General features: G+C 41.6%; 13 protein-coding genes. 10 read left to right on the forward strand and 3 right to left on the reverse strand.

Features of this window, described 5'->3' with window-relative positions; all coding sequences use genetic code 11:
* Window positions 1–3 precede the first annotated feature (3 nt).
* The 4 genes from Q0064_RS08090 to Q0064_RS08105 are packed head-to-tail and all read left to right on the forward strand — an operon-like array spanning window position 4 to window position 2,855.
* The gene (locus tag Q0064_RS08090; RefSeq protein WP_298146936.1) at window positions 4–492 is read left to right on the forward strand and encodes a DinB family protein; all 489 of its coding nucleotides are present in this window, start codon (window positions 4–6) and stop codon (window positions 490–492) included.
* Entirely contained in the window at window positions 480–1,181 is a 702-nt protein-coding gene (locus Q0064_RS08095; RefSeq protein ID WP_298146939.1) for an NRDE family protein, read from the forward strand. The genes Q0064_RS08090 and Q0064_RS08095 overlap by 13 nt, the downstream gene beginning before the upstream one ends.
* Window positions 1,174–2,217: a D-alanine--D-alanine ligase gene (locus Q0064_RS08100; RefSeq protein WP_366094982.1), complete on the forward strand. Its 1,044-nt coding sequence runs from the start codon at window positions 1,174–1,176 to the stop codon at window positions 2,215–2,217. The genes Q0064_RS08095 and Q0064_RS08100 overlap by 8 nt, the downstream gene beginning before the upstream one ends.
* The gene (locus Q0064_RS08105; RefSeq protein ID WP_298146942.1) at window positions 2,217–2,855 is read left to right on the forward strand and encodes a hypothetical protein; all 639 of its coding nucleotides are present in this window, start codon (window positions 2,217–2,219) and stop codon (window positions 2,853–2,855) included. The genes Q0064_RS08100 and Q0064_RS08105 overlap by 1 nt, the downstream gene beginning before the upstream one ends.
* Here Q0064_RS08105 and Q0064_RS08110 read toward each other — a convergent pair.
* The 3 genes from Q0064_RS08110 to gldJ form a co-directional block, all read right to left on the reverse strand.
* Window positions 2,839–6,111: a T9SS type B sorting domain-containing protein gene (locus Q0064_RS08110; protein WP_298146945.1), complete on the reverse strand. Its 3,273-nt coding sequence runs from the start codon at window positions 6,109–6,111 to the stop codon at window positions 2,839–2,841. The two genes, Q0064_RS08105 and Q0064_RS08110, sit on opposite strands and share 17 nt — an antisense overlap.
* 98 nt (window positions 6,112–6,209) lie before the next feature.
* Window positions 6,210–7,511 (reverse strand): UDP-N-acetylmuramoyl-tripeptide--D-alanyl-D-alanine ligase, encoded by a 1,302-nt coding sequence (gene murF / locus Q0064_RS08115; RefSeq protein WP_298146948.1) that lies wholly within the window; start codon window positions 7,509–7,511, stop codon window positions 6,210–6,212.
* Window positions 7,512–7,605: 94 nt separating this feature from the next.
* Window positions 7,606–9,315: a gliding motility lipoprotein GldJ gene (gene gldJ / locus Q0064_RS08120; protein WP_298146951.1), complete on the reverse strand. Its 1,710-nt coding sequence runs from the start codon at window positions 9,313–9,315 to the stop codon at window positions 7,606–7,608.
* Between the two features lie 200 nt (window positions 9,316–9,515).
* Between gldJ and porU the strand changes: the two genes are divergently transcribed.
* The 6 genes from porU (at window position 9,516) to Q0064_RS08150 (ending at window position 18,766) form a co-directional block, all read left to right on the forward strand.
* Window positions 9,516–13,358 (forward strand): type IX secretion system sortase PorU, encoded by a 3,843-nt coding sequence (gene porU, locus Q0064_RS08125; RefSeq protein WP_298146954.1) that lies wholly within the window; start codon window positions 9,516–9,518, stop codon window positions 13,356–13,358.
* A 40-nt stretch (window positions 13,359–13,398) separates the two neighbouring features.
* Entirely contained in the window at window positions 13,399–14,571 is a 1,173-nt protein-coding gene (gene porV / locus Q0064_RS08130) for a type IX secretion system outer membrane channel protein PorV (RefSeq protein WP_298146957.1), read from the forward strand.
* 74 nt (window positions 14,572–14,645) lie between these two features.
* Window positions 14,646–15,128 (forward strand): cytidine deaminase, encoded by a 483-nt coding sequence (gene cdd, locus Q0064_RS08135; protein ID WP_298146959.1) that lies wholly within the window; start codon window positions 14,646–14,648, stop codon window positions 15,126–15,128.
* A 154-nt stretch (window positions 15,129–15,282) separates the two neighbouring features.
* Entirely contained in the window at window positions 15,283–16,284 is a 1,002-nt protein-coding gene (gene pdhA / locus Q0064_RS08140) for a pyruvate dehydrogenase (acetyl-transferring) E1 component subunit alpha (protein WP_094486151.1), read from the forward strand.
* Window positions 16,285–17,874: a pyruvate dehydrogenase complex dihydrolipoamide acetyltransferase gene (locus tag Q0064_RS08145; protein ID WP_298146965.1), complete on the forward strand. Its 1,590-nt coding sequence runs from the start codon at window positions 16,285–16,287 to the stop codon at window positions 17,872–17,874.
* A 211-nt stretch (window positions 17,875–18,085) separates the two neighbouring features.
* Window positions 18,086–18,766: an SDR family oxidoreductase gene (locus tag Q0064_RS08150; protein WP_298146968.1), complete on the forward strand. Its 681-nt coding sequence runs from the start codon at window positions 18,086–18,088 to the stop codon at window positions 18,764–18,766.
* Window positions 18,767–18,796: the final 30 nt, after the last annotated feature.

Raw genomic sequence — 18,796 nt, forward strand, 5'->3', positions numbered from 1 at the left:
CTCATGATGTTTTCTGCTGTTGACGCCGGACTTGATAATTTGCTGTTTGTTTTGGAACAGCTCGATAACGTTGCCTACACTGCGAGAAATACTTCTCTAAGTGAAGCGACCATAGGCGAACATACCCGCCATATTATCGAGATGTTTCAATGTTTGGAGCAAGCCTATATCACGGCCGAGGTTCATTACGACAATCGCAAACGCGACTTATTGCTTCAAACCTCGGTTGCAGCAGCTATCGAGGCAATTAAAGGCCTGAAAGTAAGTCTTCTAAAAGAAGATAAGTTGCTTTCGTTGGTACAAACCGTCGACGGGCAGAACCTGAACATCGCTACGAATTATCAACGCGAATTGCTCTACAATTACGAGCATTGCATACATCATCAAGCCTTGATTAAAGTGGCGCTACTCGGAATTAAGAATATCGACATTCCTGAAAGTTTTGGCGTAGCACGCTCAACCATAGCTTACCGACAGCAATGTGCACAGTAACAGTTGTTTCCAAAAACAATAAATTAATTATCACTTCGAACCGCGACGAGGTTACTTATCGTCGTGCCGAAACGCCGCGTTTTTACGAAGTGAAAGGGAAATCGGTGTATTTTCCGAAAGATCCTGCCGCAGGCGGAACTTGGTTTGCTACCGATACCCAGCAAAAAGCCATTGTTTTATTAAATGGAGCCTTTGAAAAGCACAAACACCAACCGCCGTATCGACTAAGTAGAGGTTTGATTGTCCTAGAATTACTGATTCAAGAAGATGTTATTTCCGCTATCGATTCGATTGATCTCGATCGTGTGGAGCCTTTTACCTTAGTCATTTATCAAAACGGCAGTTTACACGAATTTCGTTGGAACGGTTTCGAGAAGTTTCTAAAACCCTTATCGAGAAACGACAACCATATTTACTCTTCGGCTACCTTGTACGATGCCGAAACCCGTTTGGAACGCGAAAGTTGGTTTGCTGAGTTTTTAGAAAGGAATCCGCAGCCCGATGCCGATACCATTTTCAAATTCCACAACTTGAAAAATGCCGGTAATTCTCAAAACGGTATTGTAATGAAGCGCGCAAATCAACTGCAAACCATAAGCATTACTCAATTAGTAGAAACCGATAAAGGTTTGGAAATGAAGTATGTTGATTTGCTCGAAAACAAAGAAAACCCGATATCCGTTGCTTAAAATCCGCATTTTTTTTCATAAACTATTCAATTGGGAATATTGGCCGTTTCAGGTGGTTTATGTTCCCATTTATTTTCAATGGGCATTTTATGCCTTGCGCGAACGGCACATTTTCTTCTTTAATGCCTGTAATCCGAATATCAAGAACGGCGGTTATTTGAACGAAAGTAAGAAAGACATTTACGATCAGTTACCCCAAGAAGCGTATCCGACTACGATTTTAGTTTCGCCGGAGACAGATTTCGATAGCTGCAATGCCGAACGAGAGCGCAGTAACATTGTGTTTCCGTGCATTGCCAAGCCCGATATGGGTTTGCGTGGATCGGCCGTTGTTAAGTTGGAAAATTCGGAACAATGGTTGAATTATCACCAACAAGCCGACTTCAAATACATTTTACAAAATCTGATTCCGTACAGCAGTGAGGTAGGAATCTTTTATGTGCGCTTTCCTGGCGAAGAAAACGGGCGCATTACCGGAATTGTTGGTAAAGAATTTATGACTGTGGTTGGTGATGGGAAATCGACTATCGAACAATTATTGCTGAAGAATTTACGTTTTGCGATGCAACTTTCGGCGATTAAAAGGCAAGGTGCGATTAATTTGCAAGAGGTTTTAAAAGTTGGAGAAAGAAAAATTATTGTTCCGTTTGGGAATCACGCTCGTGGATCGAAATTTTACGATTACTCGGATTGGATTACAACTGAAATGTGTTTGGGTATTGAAAAATATGTAAAGCAAATGCCCGATTTTTATTTCGGACGAATTGATGTGATGTTTAAATCAAAAGCCGATTTACAAGCGGGGAAAAATTTTATGTTTGTGGAAGTGAATGGTGCAGGTAGTGAACCGACACATATTTACGATCCGAAGCACGGGATTTTCTTTGCTTGGAACGAGTTGTGCCGACATTTCAGATACATGTATCGTATTTCCAGGATGAATCACAAACGCGGTTTTCGATACCTTACGTTTCGCGAAGGCATGGCAGAATTACGCATGCATAACAAGCTCAATCATACCATCCAAAATTTTTGATGAAAGTACTCAGAGCGTTACTGGCCGGATTTGTCATCTCTTTTATAGGGTCGGTTCCGCTTGGATACTTAAATCTTGTAGGATTTTCGATTTATACAAAAATCGGAATTGCCGATTTACTTGCCTTTATTGCTGGAGTTATACTCATTGAAGCCCTAGTAATTTCGAGCACGTTCTATTTTGCGGCTGCGTTGAGTAAGCAACAGCGGTTGCAGTTTTTTTTGAAGTTGTTTTCGAATTTCTTTTTAATTGCTATCGGCTGTTCCTTGCTGTTTTCTTCTGTGGAAACACAAACTACAACAGCAAATCCTTTCGAAAGTTTCGGTTCGTTTCAAAGAGGAGTGCTATTAAGTAGTTTAAATTTTTTTCAGGTGCCGTTTTGGGTAGCTTGGAACATTTACGTGGTTTCTTCCAAGTTCGCCGACACAAAGCTTGATCGATTTAGCTTTTATTTGGGTGGCACTTTAATAGGAACTACCGTGGGCATGTTAACGTTTATTTTCTGCCTTAGTTATTTAAATAGTGGCACATTTACCGGTACATTTTCGTTGAAGCAGGTTTTAGGAGCAGCGTTTTTACTCTTGGGTCTAGTTCAATTATCTATACTGCTTTACAAAAGATTTAGCGTTTCAAGGTAAAATGTCCGAGGTGAATTCGTTTATCTGCGCGAACCACGCGAAACCAATAGTCGTCGGAGAACATATTTTGTCCGTTGTACGTACCGTCCCAACCTTCGCTATCAGATTGCAGTGAAGTCAGAATTTTTCCGTATCGATCAAAAATGAATATCTCAATTCCCGGTTCAAAAATCGCATTTTTTATGTGCCAAGTATCGTTGAAGCCGTCGCCATTTGGGGTGAAGAATTTCGGGTAATTTAGAAGTACCACGTCGCGTCGTAAATCTCCACAACCAAAAATGTCGTTAGCTACTACACTATAAACTCCTGGAGTAAGCGCCGTAAAGCTGCCGCTGCTTTGAAACGGACCACCATTAATACTGTATTCGTAAGTGCCACTACCGCTTGCCACTGCTGTAATAGAATTTTGATTTTCGGTCCAGTCGGATGTTTCTATAGATAGTTCCGTAGGAGCAGATGATGCTGTTACCAAGAAATCGACGCTGCTTTCGCAAAATAAATCGCCAAGGTTATTACGACAGGTAACTGTGTAGGTTCCTGCTTCAGATACGCGGATGAACTGTGTTGTTGCGCCCGTACTCCACAAATAGCCGTCGAAACCACTTTCAGCAAACAAAAAAACATCGGTTCCATTTTCACAGATAGTTTGCTCGGGTTGTTGCAGCAAAATGGGGTTTTCTATAGCATTGACCGATAACTCTGTTGTTCCGTAACAAATGTCCGTACTTAGATTATCTACACGGACATAAATGGTTTGTGGATTTGAGGTATTTAGAAAGTTATTTGGTGTTTCTATTCTATTAATATTACTATCTCTTTCAATCGGATCAACGAAATAGCTAACTTCATATAATCCGGCTGTCTGGTTGCCTAAAATTTCTTGTTGTAAGGTTGTTAAATCGAAAGCGATTCCAGTTGTAATTCCTGGGTTTGTACATGCTAGGATTTGAGGTGTGGTTGGCGTATTTGCTAAGGCAACGGGCGCGAGAGAATTTACGTTTACGGAATAAAAAATCCTTCTTCCGCACGAATCTTCAATTTCAAAATCATAAATAGCATTACTGAGATTTTGAAAGATGTTGTTTGTTCCGTTATCAATGACAGTTGGTACGCCGTCAATTGCTTGAATACTAAAATTATAGGGTGGAACTCCACTAACTTGAATCAAAACGTCTTTATTTGGATCATTTTCTATACACTCTATACTTGAAACTGAAACTACTTCAAGATTTCCTGAAAATGTAAAAGGATCAAAAACTTCTAAACAATAGAAAACACCGTTATTGAAGCTTTGAAATACCTTAATGATTCTGAATGTCCCTATAATTGACTGGTTTAAAAGAACTTCTCCGTTAGTTAAAGCAATGGCATTGTTTTCGGTTAAGTCGGTGTTTTCGACATAATTTTCACCAGTAAGTGGATGTTCCCAGACTTGTTCCGCAGGATTGAATCGTTGCCACCAGTAATTACTACCTAAAATACTCCCTGTATCGTTTACGGTAAGATTAAAAGAACCGCAGTTTTGTTCATAGATATAGTTAGCAGTTCCGCGAACATAGCCAACAACAGTAACATTGATTGTTTGCGTGACACCACAAACATCAACTCCTTCGAATACATAATCGCCCGCAGGTAATTCGGGTAAAAAAGCAGTTCCGCTCGTTATTAATGAACTAACATTAGCTGGCAAGGGTAAAGGGTAGGCAGCAGGAGCAGCTATAATTTGTAAACTTGTGAGGGAGCCATTTCCGGAACGGATTCTTACCGCTCCGAAGCCACTGCTGCAGCTAGGTGCAACGGCTGCATTGAGAGCAAGCGGTTGATAGGGCTGGATTGTGGCGTCGGTAACGTCGGAAGAATCGTAAACGGTTCCACAATTATCTACTAAGGTAAAATCGTAAGTTCCAATGGGAAGGCCTGTAATAACTAAATCTCCGCTGCTAGAAATGATATTCCCTGATACATCAATTGGAACGGGATTAGGATACGCAGCAGGAGCACTGACCATGATTGCTTGTACAATTTCGCGATCTTGTGGTAGGGAAATTCTAACTGTTCCTGTACCCGTATTGCAATTTCCATTAGATGCTCGTGTTTCTGGTTCAATTTCTTCTTCGATTATTTCGTATTGCGCCGTTGCAGTTCGCCCACAGGCATCTGAAATAGATACTTCGTAGATTCCGGGAGGAGGCAAGCTTGTTTCATCTCCGAAGGTAATGCCCGTGTTGGTGAATGGACCGGGATATGTTGCAACAAAATCGGTAGGGACAAAAGTGGGTGGAGCAGCTGTAAAATTCACAAAATAGGGCGGAGATATGTTGCTGACATTTAATATCAAATTATCTTGCAAGCATTCGTTAGGCTCGCCACTTAGTGCCGCAGAGGGATCAAATGCTATTTCATTTCCGTTACTATTAAATATGGTGTTACAAGAGTCAACTATTTGCAGGTCATAGGTATAAGTAACACCAGGAAAGAGCTCAAAATCGCGGCTGATTTCCAAAACATCAGATGGTCCGTTTGAAATAACGGTTGAAACAACCACAGTGCCCGTTGGATAGTTGATCGTGTAGGTTGCGGTTAATGGATAGATTATGGTGGTTCCTTCTCCAGCCGTTAGTGCATTGGTGGAAGTAGTCGAAGTACAGGAATTTATCGTTAGCGGTAAAGAATTCAAACCAATGGTTATCTGGTTTAATGGGAGTGTTAAGGTGTATTCAAATACATCGGATCCGCATAAGTCGGTAACTCTTACTAAAAACTCGCCTGCGGGTAAGCCAGAGAAAACGTTTGAAGTTTGTTGCGGAAATATGATAGGCCCGCTTATAATATCATACAAGTAAGGTGGATTGCCGGAAGATACATCGACAGTTAAAACGCCTGCATTTGAATTACAAGAGCTGCTTACACTTTGTGTTATTGAAAACTCCAGTTCGGTTAACTGTTCCACAATAGTAAAATCTTCACTAGCTGAGTTTTGCTCGTTTCCAAGCGTCTGAACGGCTGTTAATCGATAGTTTCCAGCACTTAGTGAACCGCGTTGTAAAGTAGTAAACTGATCTATTGGATTAGTTGTGTTAGGCAGTTCGTATATAAAAAAAGTTATGCTACTGCCAGCAGTTTGATTATTTACAACAATAGAAATACTTCCGTTAGAGGGGCAAGTTTCTGCAACCGGCGTTACGTCAACGGTGAATGCGGTAAGCTGACTGTAGCTTTTAGCAGCTAGTAATAAAAAAAGCAGCACATACCTCATGGCGACAGCTTTGATAATTGGGGGTACTTCTCGAGCTACCGTAAAAATAGTGAATTTTACTTTGCGCAGCTTATTCTTTACTAAATGAATTGAACAAATTAGTTGGTTTTTTGATTCATTTTTTCGATAATTGGTACAACGCGCTCCAATGCCATGGCTCGTGAGCCTTTTATCAACACTAATTTATCGGCAACGTTTTGATCAAAATGTGAGGCAAAATCATCGAAACTAGAATAAAACCATTGATTCTCATGGGAACCTTTTACCAGCGAGAAAGTGGGTCCAATGAACACCGTCGGAAGTCCGAGCTGGGCTGCCAATGAAAGAAGTTTAGCATGTTCATCACTGCTTTCTGAGCCTAATTCGAACATATCTCCTAATATAGCGAGTTTGCTAGATGCTTTAGAAGCAGATAAATTTCGTAAAGCAGCTTCCATACTGCTGGGGTTCGCATTATAGGCGTCTGAAATAATCTCCGTCTTACCGATTTTTATAATTTGCGACCTGTTGTTTGTTGGCGTGTATTGTCCGATGGCTGCTTTTATATTTTCAATGGGAATTTCAAAGTATACACCAATCGCAATGGCAGCGCAAATGTTTGGAATATTGTACCTGCCAACTAACTTAGATACAATTTTCTGATCGCGTAACCTTACACCTACTTCCGTTTCGTTAGCTAGATTATAGAATTGAATGTCGGCTTTAGAGTTTTCAATTCCGAAGGTAACAGTTTTTATATGGTTCGACTTTTGTACTTGAATAGGGTCGTCGGCATTAATAAATGCTGTTTTTTGTCGCGAAAGCAGATGCTTGAATAGTTCGGTTTTTCCTTTGATGATACCTTCGATGCCGCCAAAGCCTTCTAAATGTGCTTTCCCAAAATTAGTGATGTACCCAAAATCAGGTTCAGCTATTCGGCAGAGTTGCTCAATTTCTTTTTGGTGATTAGCGCCCATTTCAACAATCCCGATTTCAGTTTCTCTGTCGAACGACAAAAGAGTTAGTGGAACACCAATATGATTATTTAAATTACCAACTGTTGCCTTAGTGTTGAACTTCTCTTTTAGAACGCTGTGAATTAGTTCTTTAGTTGTTGTTTTTCCATTACTACCTGTTAGTGCAATAATCGGAATACCAAGAAAATTTCTATGATAGTGCGCCAGTTGTTGTAGTGCGATTAGACAATTATCGACTAAAAGGGTTCGGTTATCTAATATATATTTTGGATTGTCGATAACGACATAAGAGGCGCCAGTTTCTAGTGCTTCAGCAGCAAATTTATTTGCATCAAAATTAGGACCTCGTAAGGCAAAGAAGATGGAGCTAGGTTGAATCTTGCGAGTATCTGTTGAAATACCTGATGATTCAAGAAAAATTTGATGTAAATCTGAAATCGACATGTCGGAAGGGATCTTGCTTTGAATGGGTGAAAATACTAAAAAAAAGTAGCCGATTCTTGTGAAATCGGCTACTTTAAAACAGTGCTTTTAACTATTAGTTTCTTGCTCTTTTTTTCTTGTCGGATTTTGGTCCAACGCGCGACATTGCGCAACGGAACCCGATATAATCTGTAGCCATATCCTGAGGGAAGTATCTGCGTTGCGCAGGGTCCAACCAATAGGCGCGGTCTCTCCAGCTTCCACCTTTGAAAACACGAACATCATCATTTACTAGAGTGGTACGCTTGCTCGATTTATCAAATTTTCTGCTCAATTGTCCAAGGCTGTCAACAGTAACGTTGTGCTTTGGTGAGTCGTACATACGCTTAGTATCTTTATTCTTATCGTCGTCTTCAGAATTTCCGAAGTCAAAGTAACGAGTAGATTGCTTATCACCGTCGCGGTAATTTCTCATGTCACTTTTGTCAAAATTCTGACGTAAGTAGGTTTCTTTATCATCAACAGGAACAGTAGCGATTTGGCCTGGGAAATTTCTTGCAAGGATTTTTCCATTGCTAATTGTATCGTATTTAATGTTCTCTGGCGTAACTAATTCTACTTTTCCATCGTCACCAATTTTTTGCTTTGTGTAAACGTTACCACGATAGTAGTTAAAGTCATTCGCTTCATCATCTACAATCGGACGGTAAACATCGGCAACCCATTCAGATACGTTTCCTGCCATATCATATAAACCAAAATCGTTTGGTGGGTAAGATTTAACGGCATTTGTAATATCTGCTCCGTCGTCAGACCAACCAGCAATTCCACCGTAGTCACCTTTTCCTTGTTTGAAGTTTGCTAACTGATCACCACGGAATTTTCTTGTTCCCGAACGTGTGTAAGTGCCTTTCCAAGGATATTTCTTCTGTCCTTTATAATTGTTGTATTCGCGATTTCCAACATCTGAGGCTGCTGCATATTCCCATTCCGCTTCGGTTGGAAGTCGGTATTCTGGAGACATGATACCAGAGCTAATTTGAGCGTAGATATTTGTTGGCTCTTTAGTTTCACCCGGTTGTCCTTTTGAACCTTTGGTTTTGATTGGCTTCGCTTTACCGTTTTTACCTTTTAGAACGATTTCTTCATTTCCTCCGTATGCTTTCGTTGGAGCTGCAAGATACGTATCTGTGCTGAAAGTGCTTTCTGCGCTCTGATTCAATATCTTAGCATCTTTTTTCAAATAGCCATTTTTTTCAAGAAGTGCCTCGTTAACACGATCAGTTCTCCATTTTGCAAATTCAGTAGCCTGAATCCAATTTACACCTACTACTGGATAGTTCGAATAGGCAGGATGACGAAGGTAATAATTCGTCATTGTTTCGTTGTAGCCCAAACGATTTCTCCATACTAGAGTATCTAACAAAGCACCTTCGTAGATGTTCTTGTAGTTGTCTTCCGTTGGAGGAAAAACTTTCTTTAACCAATCTAGGTATTCCATATACATTAAATTGGTTACTTCCGTTTCATCCATGTAAAATGACTGAACGTGCTGCTGATTCGGACTGTTGTTCCAATCGTGCATCACATCATCTTGAACTTTACCCATAGTAAAAGTTCCACCTTCAACGAGTACCAGACCAGGAGCGGCTTGTTGGTTCTTGTACTTAGTGTTTACTTGAAATCCTCCTCGCTTGTCATTTAGCTTCCATCCTGTAGCAGAAGAAGTGTTTTTTCCTCCGGAATTGTTGCTACAACTAGCAGCAGCTAATACAAGTGCCGTCGACAAAATCAAGCGTACAGCCGGAAATTTGTTTATTTTCATACGTTCAGCAGGTAATAAAATTTTGGAGCGCAATATAATAATTAAGTCTTATATCGCAACACATTTTTAAACAATTGCAAGTGCTTTCTTAAATCTGCACAACCTTAGAACGAATTAAGCATCTGTTTATTGTTTTTCCCTGTATTTTAAATTTATTTTTACCGCCGAAATATTTACCAAAAGTTTACGTTTCCCTACTAATGCGCACATTTCTTGTTCTGTTGCTAGTCGTTTCTTGCCGTTTGTTTGCACAAACAAATGGTTCTATTTCCATTAAATGGACGGAACCTCGCTTCGATCCCACCACGGGTAGTCTTTTGAGTCCGCTTGCTTTTGATGCGACACATTTTTCTTTTGATTCCGAAACGCATTTAATAGAGTATGCTCATATTGTAAAGGATGTTCCATCGGGTTCATATGAAGTCTTTCTTGATAATATTGTCACCGAGCCGCTGTCTACTATCCAACTGGCAACATTAGGTCAGGTTGTTTTGCCCGACAGTTTTCGAGCAAACTTTTTTGTTAGCCAAGCAAGGAATCAATCAAAAGCCCGAATTAAGGTAAACGCAATAGCTCGTTTAAACGGAACTCCCGTTCGTTTAAGGTCGTTTTCATATAGCCTAAAGGCACGCCAAATTTTGCAAGAACGTTCCGCCGCTAATTTTGTAGGAATCCAAAATTCGGTGTTGTCCTCAGGTACTTGGTATAAAATCGCTGTTGAAAAGTCTGGTCTTTACCGCATTTCGCGCACATTTTTACAGCAATTAGGTATAAAGGTGAATCAAATCGATCCTCGACAGATTCGAATTTATGGCAATGGAGGTCGTATGCTTCCCTTGCGAAACAATGTGGAGTATCCCATCGATCTGGCAGAAAATGCAATCTATGTATCTGGTGAAGCAGACGGGAAATTCGATGCAACGGATTACATTTTGTTTTACGGCGAAGGAGTTGATAATTGGAATTTAGAGAATTTAACTCATAATAATTTATACAGTAAAGAAGCTTACTATTATATAACGGTTGGCGGACAAGGTAAACGCGTTTCCACTTTCGTAGAACCGGAAGCAGAGCCTGCAACGATTTACGACAGCTACGATGCTTATTTGTTTCATGAAGAAGATTTAGTAAATGTTGCTCGTCTCGGCCGGCGGTGGTTCGGCGAAGATTTTACCGTAGAAAACGAGCGTTCCTTTGAATTTGAACTTCCCGAATTGGTTTCGGGAAGCGAAGCGCGAATTACTGTCGCAGCATGTTCCTCGGCTTTTACTACAACAAAATTTGATTTCACAGTTAATGGCGCAGCGGGGACTACCATAAATCTAAATGCTTTGACTGTAGCGAATAGCACGACACTGCAAGGATTTGCCGGTAACAGCACGTTCACCGCGCCAGCTGCTCAGACAATGACTGTAGATGTTGAGTTCGACAACAACGGTGTGCCCGGTTCGAGAGGATTTTTAGACTACATCATTATCAGAGCAAAAGCGCGTCTTACCGGGAATAATACCTCTTATCGATTCTGGATAGATAACTTACCTTCAAGTCAACCTGTTGCGCAATTTTCTATAGCAAATGCTTCAGGTATTGAACAAATTTGGGATATAAGCGACATTTATAACATAAAAACGATAGCAAATTCAGCGGCTCAAAACACCCTTAATTTTAAATTTGAAACCGCTAATAATCCAAGATTTTTGGTTGTCGACGAACAAAACTTTCTCAGTCCGAAACGTGTTTCTAATGCCCGAGTTGTCAATCAAAACCTTAAAGGAACCATATTCAATTCAGGTACAGCCGATTTTAAAGACATTGATTACATAATAATAAGTCCAAAAATTTTCATATCCGAAGCTGAACGATTGGCAAATTTTCATCGTTTACAAAACGGACTAAACGTTAAGGTTGTCGAATTAGAGCCTATTTTTAACGAATTTGGTGGCGGAAAGCAAGACATAGGCGCAATTCGTAACTTTATTAGATATGTATATCACAACGCTTCCTCGCCCGAAAACCGACTCAAGTATCTCTGTCTTTTCGGGGATGCTTCCTACGATCCTCTAAATAGAATCCGAAACAACACCAATTTCGTTCCTATTTTTCACGCTGTAGATGCCTTTTCGCTGAGTTCATCTTTTATTTCCGACGATTTTTTTGTTTTGCTCGATGAATCGGAAGGGAATATGAATCCTGCAGCAGCAACCGGCTTGGATGTAGCAGTAGGAAGAATGCCCGTAAACTCGCTCGCCCAAGCAGCCGAAATGGTTAACAAGGTGATTGAATATTACGACACAAAGTCGTATGGCCGATGGCGGAATAATTTTGTTCTAATTTCTGATGATGTTGATGCAGCTGTAGAGGATCGTTTGCAGCGGGGCATCGATGAATTAGCGGCAGATATTGTAGCAGCAAAACCTTTTGTTAACGTAACAAAAATTCATACCGATAGCTATATACAAGAAAGCTCTGCAGGTGGCGATCGATATCCGAAAGCACGAACCGATTTTGTTAACGAGTTCGGCAAAGGTGCTCTTGTGTTTAACTATTTTGGACATGGAGGTGAAGATGGACTTGCACACGAGCGTATTCTCGAGAAAACAGATGTTCAAAACCTTACGAATCGCTATAAGTATCCGCTTTTTGTAACGATAACATGCGAGTTTACTAGGTTTGACAATCCAGGCCGACCTACCGCTGGGGAATTTATGTATTGGAATCCAGCAGGAGGTGCTATTTCTTTGCTCACCACCACACGCCAGATTACCATCGATGCAGGTCAGCGCATTAATGAAGAAATTGCTTCAAACCTTTATGGATACGGAACTAACGATTTAAGTTCTATTGCAGAAGCACTTCGAAATTCCAAAAACGATTCGTCGAGTAATCCGCTGATGGTTTTCTACATCGGAGATCCGGCGCTAGAATTAGCTATTCCTAAACCAACCATCGTTTTAACGCAAGTAAACGATACACCGATTCAAAACGGGATTGTAGATTTTCAAGCACTCTCTAAGGTAAAATTATCTGGAGAGGTTCGCGATGAAAGCGGCAATACCTTACTTAATACGTATATTGGCGACGCAAGTATTACCGTATACGATAAAGATATAGAACGATCTACTTTGGCAAACGATGGAACCACCAACAGCAGTGGGCAATTGATTGTTTTAGATTATATGAATCTGGGCGAGACAATCTTCCGAGGGAATGCAAGTGTTAGCGGCGGAAAATTTGATGTTGAGTTTATTGTTCCGCGCGACATACGAGTTCCTGTAGGGAACGGAAGAATTAGTTTTTACGCCAAAAGAACGGGTCAAGCCATTGATCAAACAGGCGTAAATACGTCTATTCGAGTAGGTGGAATAAATCCAAACCCTCCGGTGGATAACACCCCGCCTCAAGTGCGTTTGTTTATGAATGACGAAACCTTTGTCAATGGCGGAATAACTAATGATAGTCCGTTTTTGTTGGCAATTTTTGAAGATGAAAACGGTATTAATACGGCTAGCGGTATTGGGCATGATATCATTGCGATTCTCGATAACGATGAAAGCAAGCCGTTTATCATGAACGATTATTACGAAGCCGATGAAAATAATTATGCACGCGGACGCTTGCGATTTCCGTTTTCAAATTTAGCACCGGGCTTGCACACCATCAAGGTAACCGCTTGGGATGTTTACAACAATCCGATTTCCGCAGAAATTCAGTTTGTAGTTGTTGGCGACGAAAGTCTTACATTAAAAAATGTTCTTAATTATCCCAACCCCTTTGTCAACTATACCGAGTTTTGGTTCACTCACAACAGGCCTTTTGAAGATTTGGATGTACAAGTGCAGGTGATGACAATAACGGGAAAAGTAGTCTGGACAAAAAGCCAAACAATTAACACCGAAGGTTTCCTGAGTCGAAGCATTACATGGGACGGTCGCGACGATTTTGGAGATAAAATCGGAAAAGGAACTTATATCTATAAACTGACCGTAAGATCCAAAACTGCGGGAAAAACAGCCGAAAAAATTGAGAAACTTGTTATCCTTTAGAAAAAAACTATATTTGTTTCATATAATTCCAGACGTTAGAATGAAAAGAAAATCAGTATGGCTACTAGGTTTGTTGGCAATGTTCAAAGGATTTGCGCAAGACGACAACCGAGTGATAACGACCGGAGTTCCCTTTTTACTTGTTGCTGCCGATGCACGCTCAGCAGGTTTAGCCGATCAAGGTGTGGCAACTTCCCCAGATGCGTTTTCGCAGCAATACAACCCAGCAAAATATGCTTTCATTATTGATAAGCAAGGTTTTTCGACCAGTTATACTCCTTATCTTACCGACTTAGTTAACGATATAGCATTAGCACAAGTTACATACTATAATCGCATCGGAGAACGCGCTGCTTTCGCGGGTTCTTTGCGCTATTTTGGACTCGGAGATATTGTTCTTCAGGAAACTTTCGACGATCCGGGAAGAGTTGTCACTCCGAACGAGTTGGCAGTCGATGGCTCATATGCCTTAAAACTCAGCGAGCGCTTTTCGATGTCGGTTGCCGGGCGTTACATTCGCTCGATGTTGAGAATTCAGGACGCAACCGGAGATGCTTCGCCAGCATCATCATTCGCTGTGGATATTGCAGGTTACTATCAGTCGGAAGAATTAGCATACAACGATTTCAACGGAAGATGGCGTGCAGGTTTCAACTTCCAAAACTTAGGTCCAAAAATTAGTTATGATTCGGATGATTTGAGCACAAACTTCTTACCATCGAATTTGCGAATGGGCGGCGGTTTCGATTTTATCTTCGACGATTACAATAAAGTAGGGGTAAGTTTAGAATTAACAAAGCTCTTGGTCCCAACTCCTCAAATTCCAAAAGACCTAGATGGAGATGGTGAAATTAGCAATGAAGAACGCCAGCTTACAAATGAAGAATATCGCAGAGTTGGTTGGGTTGATGGAATCTTCAAATCTTTTGGAGATGCACCCGACGGTTTTGCGGAAGAATTGCGGGAATTCACCTATTCAGCAGCGGCAGAATACTTGTATCAAGATAGCTTCGCCATGCGATTGGGATATTTCAACGAACACGAAACCAAAGGGGCACGTAAGTTCTTTTCTCTTGGCGCAGGTTTCAAATACAACATTGTTAAAATAGATGTTTCGTATCTGTTTTCAGCGAGTCGCGTGCGAAATCCACTAGAAAACACCTTGCGATTCTCACTCACGTTTAATTTTGGTGATCAATACGACGAATATTAGAACAAGAAAAACTATATCAACTAAATCCAAATTTTCAAAAATTGAGAATTTGGATTTTTTTTCCTCCGAACTTTATGAAAAAACAAAGCGTACATCTTGAGTTCACAACTTATGAAAGCCTGTCTGAATTGCCAGCCAACGTTGCATCGTTAATGCAAGAAGCTATTATTGCCCGCGACCAAGCCTACGCACCCTATTCAAAATTTCGAGTGGGTGCTGCTATTTTACTCGAAAACGGCGCGGTTGTTACAGGTTCTAACCAAGAAAATGCAGCTTATCCCAGCGGACTCTGTGCCGAGCGAGTGGCGGTTTTTTATGCCGGTGCAAAATATCCAGGTGTGGCAGTAAAAACAGTTGCTGTGACTGCCTGTAACGAAAATAAAGATAATCTGCATCCCATACCGCCATGTGGTGCCTGCCGGCAGTCGCTTGCAGAATACGAAATGCTCGCAAACAATAATATCGAGCTCTTTTTTATGGGTGCGGAAGGCGCTATTTTCAAATCCGACTCGATAAAAGATCTCTTGCCGTTCACTTTTGATAAAAACTTCCTCTGATTCGTTAAAAATAAAATATTTACATTTTTCTCGTCGGAATGATTGTTTTATTTTTGCAGCCGACAGTTTAAACCGGCAAAGCTAGCTGTGAGGAAACTATTTTGCGCTTGAGAACTGTTTTTTATTTGTCAAGCAATCACAATCGTTTAAAAAAATGAAAGAAATAACTAAGGATGTTTACCTGAAGTGGTACGAGGATATGCTGTTTTGGCGCAAGTTCGAAGATAAACTAGCGGCGCTTTACATTCAGCAAAAGGTTCGCGGATTTTTACACTTGTACAATGGTCAAGAAGCAGTGTTAGCTGGTGCACTACACGTAATGGATTTGTCGAAAGATAAAATGATTACCGCGTACCGAAATCACGTGCAACCCATCGGAATGGGCGTTGATCCACGAAAAGTAATGGCCGAGCTACTCGGAAAAGTTACCGGTACTTCGAAAGGAATGGGTGGTTCGATGCACATTTTCTCGAAAGAGCACGGTTTTTACGGTGGTCACGGTATCGTGGGTGCGCAAATTCCAGTAGGTGCAGGTATCGCTTTCGCAGATAAGTATTTTGGTCGCGATGGCGTAACCTTAACTTATTTTGGTGATGGTGCTGCACGTCAGGGTTCCCTGCACGAAGCTTTTAACATGGCTATGTTGTGGAAACTTCCTGTAGTATTTATCGTTGAGAACAACGGCTATGCAATGGGTACTTCCGTAGAAAGAACTGCAAACCACGGCGATATTTGGAAACTTGGTTTAGGTTACGAAATGCCATGCGGACCAGTTGATGGTATGAATCCCGTGAAAGTTGCCGAAGCAATGCATGAAGCTATTGAACGTGCAAGACGCGGAGATGGCCCTACATTCCTTGAAATGAAAACGTACCGATACAGAGGTCACTCGATGTCGGATGCACAATTATACCGAACCAAAGACGAGGTAGAAGAGTACAAAAAAATCGACCCAATTACACAAGTTCTCGACATCATTAAAGAGAACAAATACGCAACCGATGCCGAGATAGAAATTATCGATGAGCGTGTGAAAGATTTAGTCGAAGAGTGTGCCACATTTGCCGAAGAATCGGATTTCCCAGAAGTACAGCAATTGTACGATGTGGTTTACGAACAAAAAGATTATCCATTTTTACCTCATAAACTGAAATAGATGGCTACAAAAGTTACCATGCCGCGCCTGAGTGATACGATGACTGAAGGAACTGTTGCTAAATGGTTAAAGAAGGTCGGAGATCAGGTGAAAGAGGGCGATATATTAGCTGAAATCGAAACAGATAAAGCAACCATGGAGTTTGAATCGTTCAACCCGGGTGTGTTGCTACACATTGGTGTGCCAGAAGGCGGAACAGCGCCAGTAGATTCGTTGCTTGCCGTTATTGGTGAAGCTGGCGAAGTATACGACGCTGCCGCAGAAGCTGCACCAAAAGCAGACGCTGCTCCAAAACAAGAAGCTGCTCCAGTTGCCGAGGCTACTGCTCCAGCTGCTGGCGGTGCGTTGCCAAAAGGCGTGATAGTAGTTACTATGCCGCGCTTGAGCGATACGATGACGCAAGGAACTGTTGCTACTTGGCTTAAAGCCGAAGGAGATACAATTAAAGAAGGTGATATTCTTGCAGAGATCGAAACAGATAAAGCAACAATGGAATTCGAATCGTTTCATTCCGGAACGCTTCTTAAAATTGGTGTGAAAGCTGGCGAATCGGCTCCAGTAGATAGCATGTTGGCAATTATTGGTCCGGCCGGAACAGATGTGTCGGGCGTTAATGCGGCTTCGGCTGCTCCTGCGCCAGCTGCGTCACAAGCTGCTGAGACTGCTGTAGCTGCACCCGTTGCTGCTGCTGTTGAAGAAGTAGCTCACACCGGCGGTCGTTTGTTTGTTTCTCCCTTGGCACGCAAAATGGCTGAAGAGAAAGGAATCGATTTGCGTCAAGTGAAAGGTTCTGGCGAAAACGGTCGCATCATTAAATCGGATATTGAAAACTTCAAACCACAAGCCGCTGCTGCTCCGGTTGCCGCCGCTGCCGCTACTCCAGCGCCGGTGTATAAGCCTGTTGGAAGCGAATCGGTTGAGGAAGTGAAGAATTCGCAAATGCGTAAAATTATCGCGAAACGTTTGTCGGAATCGAGCTTTACCGCTCCGCATTTCTTCTTGACAATTGAAGTTGATATGGACGCAGCTATTGCAGCTCGTAGCGTGATTAATGCCATTCCAGACACGAAAGTTTCGTACAACGATATGGTAATTAAAGCTTCGGCAATGGCGTTGCGCAAGCATCCAAAAGTAAATTCACGTTGGACGGAAGAAGCTACATTGATCAACAAACACATTCACATTGGTGTGGCGGTTGCTGTGGAAGACGGCTTGGTAGTTCCGGTGTTGAAATTTGCCGACCAAATGTCGTTTTCTGAAATCACGCATGCCGTGAAAGATGTGGCAGGTCGTGCGAAGAGCAAAAAACTCACGCCTGATGAAATGGACGGAAGTACCTTTACCATTTCGAATTTAGGCATGTTCGGTATTCGCGAATTTACTTCGATTATCAACCAGCCTAATTCAGCGATTTTGTCGGTAGGCGCAATCGTAGAAAAGCCGGTGGTTAAAAACGGACAAATTGTTGTAGGAAATACAATGACTCTTACTTTGGCTTGCGATCACCGTACGGTTGATGGCGCTATTGGAGCACAGTTCTTACAAACCTTACGTATGTATTTGGAACAACCTGTTACCATGCTTGCGTAATTCACGAAAAGTTGAAAAATGCATTATAAATAAAAAAACCGCTTTCAAAGAGCGGTTTTTTTATGGTTTGATTTTCGCAGTAGCGATTGCAGCGAAAATCCTTTTGTTACGTAGCTTTGCGAAGGAACAAAAGATTGCAGCGGAAAGCGCGACGGCCCGGCGCACATCCGTTTTTTGATAACGCTTTTAGGGCCGGACTGCCCAAATACATATGAAAACATTTTTAGTAACAGGAGCTTCGCGCGGAATTGGACTTGAAACGGTAAAAACACTGTTGGACGCTGGCGCGCGTGTGGTTTTAGTAAGTCGAAACGCTAGCGAAGTGAATTTAGAATCGGATCGATTGATTAAGTTAAATGCAGATTTATCGGCCGACAACGAGGGAGAAAAAATTGCTAGCGCACTTAAATCATTGGGAATAAGTAGTATAGATGGTTTGGTTCACAACGCAGGAACTTTGATTTGCAAGAAATTTGAGTCGCTTACCTTAGCCGATTTTGAATCGGTTTATCGGGTGAACGTTTTTGCTGTGGCAATGCTCACGCAGGCGTTGTTGCCGTTTTTGCACCGCGGTTCGCATGTTTTGGGAATCAGTTCGATGGGTGGCATTCAAGGAAGCAGCAAATTTTCGGGTTTGGCGGCGTATAGCAGCAGTAAAGGCGCACTCATTACGTTGTTTGAGCTGTTGGCAGAAGAGTTTAAAGAACAAGGAATTTATTTTAATTCGTTGGCTTTGGGAGCTGTGCAAACCGAAATGTTAGCAGAGGCGTTTCCGGGTTACGTTGCACCGGTAACTGCGCCAGAAATGGGTAGTTTTATTGCCGATTTTGTGCAAAATGGTCATCGTTTTTTCAACGGAAAAGTGCTGCCGGTGGCGTTGTCGACTCCGTAAAAATTTTATTTTTATCGAACTGATGCACAC

It is taken from the genome of Flavobacterium sp., assembly GCF_027490375.1.
Taxonomy (GTDB): Bacteria; Bacteroidota; Bacteroidia; order Flavobacteriales; family Flavobacteriaceae; genus Flavobacterium.

What these genes read in the sequence shown, in the direction of transcription:
- Q0064_RS08090 (WP_298146936.1), top strand. Translation starts at nt 4, where the DNA reads ATGATGTTTTCTGCTGTTGACGCCGGACTTGATAATTTGCTGTTTGTT.
- Q0064_RS08095 (WP_298146939.1), top strand. Translation starts at nt 480, where the DNA reads ATGTGCACAGTAACAGTTGTTTCCAAAAACAATAAATTAATTATCACT.
- Q0064_RS08105 (WP_298146942.1), top strand. Translation starts at nt 2,217, where the DNA reads ATGAAAGTACTCAGAGCGTTACTGGCCGGATTTGTCATCTCTTTTATA.
- Q0064_RS08110 (WP_298146945.1), bottom strand. Translation starts at nt 6,111, where the DNA reads ATGAGGTATGTGCTGCTTTTTTTATTACTAGCTGCTAAAAGCTACAGT.
- murF (WP_298146948.1), bottom strand. Translation starts at nt 7,511, where the DNA reads ATGTCGATTTCAGATTTACATCAAATTTTTCTTGAATCATCAGGTATT.
- gldJ (WP_298146951.1), bottom strand. Translation starts at nt 9,315, where the DNA reads ATGAAAATAAACAAATTTCCGGCTGTACGCTTGATTTTGTCGACGGCA.
- porU (WP_298146954.1), top strand. Translation starts at nt 9,516, where the DNA reads ATGCGCACATTTCTTGTTCTGTTGCTAGTCGTTTCTTGCCGTTTGTTT.
- porV (WP_298146957.1), top strand. Translation starts at nt 13,399, where the DNA reads ATGAAAAGAAAATCAGTATGGCTACTAGGTTTGTTGGCAATGTTCAAA.
- cdd (WP_298146959.1), top strand. Translation starts at nt 14,646, where the DNA reads ATGAAAAAACAAAGCGTACATCTTGAGTTCACAACTTATGAAAGCCTG.
- pdhA (WP_094486151.1), top strand. Translation starts at nt 15,283, where the DNA reads ATGAAAGAAATAACTAAGGATGTTTACCTGAAGTGGTACGAGGATATG.
- Q0064_RS08145 (WP_298146965.1), top strand. Translation starts at nt 16,285, where the DNA reads ATGGCTACAAAAGTTACCATGCCGCGCCTGAGTGATACGATGACTGAA.
- Q0064_RS08150 (WP_298146968.1), top strand. Translation starts at nt 18,086, where the DNA reads ATGAAAACATTTTTAGTAACAGGAGCTTCGCGCGGAATTGGACTTGAA.